At 66.9% G+C, this 2,723-nt stretch carries 3 protein-coding genes; 1 reads left to right on the top strand and 2 read right to left on the bottom strand.

What is annotated here, in order from left to right; all coding sequences use genetic code 11:
* Window positions 1–1,259 (bottom strand): amidase family protein (locus AC1DYI_RS31875; RefSeq protein WP_477208123.1); only part of this gene is annotated, 1,259 nt, incomplete at its 3' end.
* Window positions 1,256–1,555: an Asp-tRNA(Asn)/Glu-tRNA(Gln) amidotransferase subunit GatC gene (gene gatC, locus AC1DYI_RS31870; RefSeq protein WP_477208122.1), complete on the bottom strand. Its 300-nt coding sequence runs from the start codon at window positions 1,553–1,555 to the stop codon at window positions 1,256–1,258. The genes AC1DYI_RS31875 and gatC, both read right to left, overlap by 4 nt.
* A gap of 413 nt (window positions 1,556–1,968) precedes the next feature.
* On the opposite strand from gatC, the gene AC1DYI_RS31865 reads away from it, so the two are divergent.
* Window positions 1,969–2,723, top strand: a 755-nt coding sequence (locus AC1DYI_RS31865) for a rod shape-determining protein (protein ID WP_477208121.1), incomplete at its 3' end; no start/stop codon positions are given.

The following is a 2,723-nucleotide window of genomic DNA, read 5'->3' as shown; positions in this document are numbered from 1 at the left end:
ACCGTCGGCGCCACCGGGCCGGCGATCAGGTCGCATTGCTGGAAGCACGCCTGGAAATCGTCGGCGATCATGCGGCGCAGCTTCTGCGCCTGCAGGTAGTAGGCGTCGTAGTAGCCGTGCGAAAGCACGTAGGTGCCGATCATGATCCGGCGCTTGACCTCGGCGCCGAAGGCCTCCGAGCGCGACTTCTTGTACATGTCCATCAGGTCGCCGTGCTTGGCGGCGCGGTGGCCATAACGCACRCCGTCGAAACGCGACAGGTTCGAGCTGGCCTCGGCCGGTGCGATGATGTAGTACACCGGGATCGACAGCTCGGTGCGTGGCAGGCTGACGTCGACCAGCGTCGCGCCGAGCTTCTCGTACTCTGCCAGCGCGGCGCGCAACGCGCCGTTCACGTCGGCGGCCAGCGCAGCGGGGAAGAACTCTTTCGGTAGGCCGATTCGCAAGCCCTGCAGCGGCTTTGTAGCCGAAGCGCCGGCGCGGGGCTGCAGCATCTGGGCATGGAAGTCCTGCGGCGGACGCTGCAGGCTGGTCGCATCGCGCTCATCGAAGCCGCTCATCGTCGACAGCAGCAGCGCACAGTCTTCGGCCGAGCGGGCCATCGGGCCGGCCTGGTCCAGGCTCGACGCAAAAGCGACCATGCCGTAGCGCGAGCACACGCCGTAGGTCGGTTTGATGCCGGTGATGCCAGTGAAGCTGGCCGGCTGGCGGATCGATCCGCCCGTGTCGGTGCCGGTCGCCGCTGGCACCAGGCGCGCAGCGACCGCGGCGGCCGAACCGCCGGACGAGCCGCCCGGCACGCGGGTCGCGTCCCACGGGTTCTTCACCGGGCCATAGGCGGAGTTCTCGTTGGCCGAGCCCATCGCGAACTCGTCGCAGTTCAGCTTGCCCAGGCTCACGACGCCCGCGGCAGCCAGACGCGCCACCACGGTCGCGTCAAATGGACTGGCGTAGCCTTCGAGCATCTTCGAGCCGGCGGTCGAGGGCTGGCCTTTGGTGACGAAGATGTCCTTGTGGGCGATCGGCACACCGGTCAGTGCGCCGGCTTGGCCTGCGGCACGCGCTGCGTCAGCCGCTTTGGCGCCGGCGCGGGCGCCATCGGCATCCACATGGAGGAAGGCGCCAAGCGCGCGCTGGTCCGCAATGCGGCCCAGTAGATGGTCGACTAGCTCGGCGCTGGAGGCCTGCTTGTCTGCCAGGGCCCGCGACAGCGCGGCGACGCCCAGGTCATGCAGATCGGTGTTCGATGCCGCGCTCATTCGATCACCTTCGGCACGAGGAACAGGCCGTTTTCCAGCGCCGGTGCGCTGGCCTGGTTGGCCTCGCGGTCGTTCGATTCGGTGACGCGGTCGTCGCGCAAACGCAGCTCGACCGCCTGCACCGCCGACAGCGGCGTGTACAACGGTTCGATACCGCGCGTATCGACCGTTTTCATCTGCTCGACGATGCCGAAGAAGCCATTGAGCTGGCCCAGCATCGCGTCGGCCTCGGTGGGCGAGAGTTCCAGCCGCGCCAAATTGGCGATGCGGCGCACGTCGTCTTGATCGAGTGGCATGGAGTGACCTGGTTCTACTTGGACGCCGCGGCGGGCTGCACGCAGCGGGCCTTTCGAGGCGCTGGCGACCCGCAAAAATAGGGGCGGCTTACCTCGGTGGCCCTGGGGGCTTGCGGTATTATCTCCGGTTAATCCACAAGCCGCCGGTTCACTCTGGTGCGGCCCTGACGACAGGTCGATGACGACGCCGGCAGGGCAGCGCGAAACACGCGGTGTCGTGGGTCACGTTTGGAATCGTCAGCTTGCGGTGTCCCGGCCTTAACCTGCGCCATTCCACCGCACCGCACCAGCCTTCCGCGCTCAAACGCCGCGCCCCATCCATGCAGTCCGAGGCTCTGAACCCGATCGTGCGCCCTTGCGGCGTCCGTGGTGCGTTCGCCCCGGCACTGTCAGCCCCCCTTATCTGACCGCCAATGTTCGCTCCACTGCGTCGTTACTTCTCGACCGACCTCGCCATCGACCTGGGCACTGCTAATACCCTGATCTACGTGCGGGGCAAAGGCATCGTGCTCGACGAGCCCTCGGTCGTCTCGATCCGCCATGAGGGCGGCCCGAGCGGCAAGAAAACCATCCAGGCCGTCGGCAAGGAAGCCAAGGCCATGCTGGGCAAGGTGCCCGGCAACATCGAGGCGATCCGCCCGATGAAGGACGGCGTGATCGCCGACTTCACCGTCACCGAGCAGATGCTCAAGCAGTTCATCAAGATGGTCCACCCGGCTTCGCTGCTGAAGCCGAGCCCCCGGATCATCATCTGCGTGCCCTGCGGCTCGACCCAGGTCGAGCGGCGCGCGATCCGCGAATCGGCGCTCGGCGCGGGCGCCTCCGAGGTGTATCTGATCGAAGAACCGATGGCCGCCGCGATCGGCGCCGGGCTGCCGGTCAGCGAAGCCTCGGGCTCGATGGTGGTCGACATCGGCGGCGGCACGACCGAAGTCGGCGTGATTTCGCTCGGCGGCATGGTCTACAAGGGCTCGGTCCGCGTCGGCGGCGACAAGTTCGACGAAGCGATCATCAACTACATCCGCCGCAACTACGGCATGCTGATCGGCGAGCCGACCGCCGAAAGCATCAAGAAGAGCATCGGCTCGGCCTTCCCCGGCTCCGAAGTCAAGGAGATGGAGGTCAAGGGCCGCAACCTCTCTGAAGGTGTGCCGCGCAGCTTCACGAT

The sequence above is a fragment of the Ideonella sp. P3_A4 genome, from assembly GCF_056403075.1.
The sequence above is the reverse complement of the archived record's forward strand: the minus strand, read 5'-3'. Positions and strand labels throughout refer to the sequence as shown.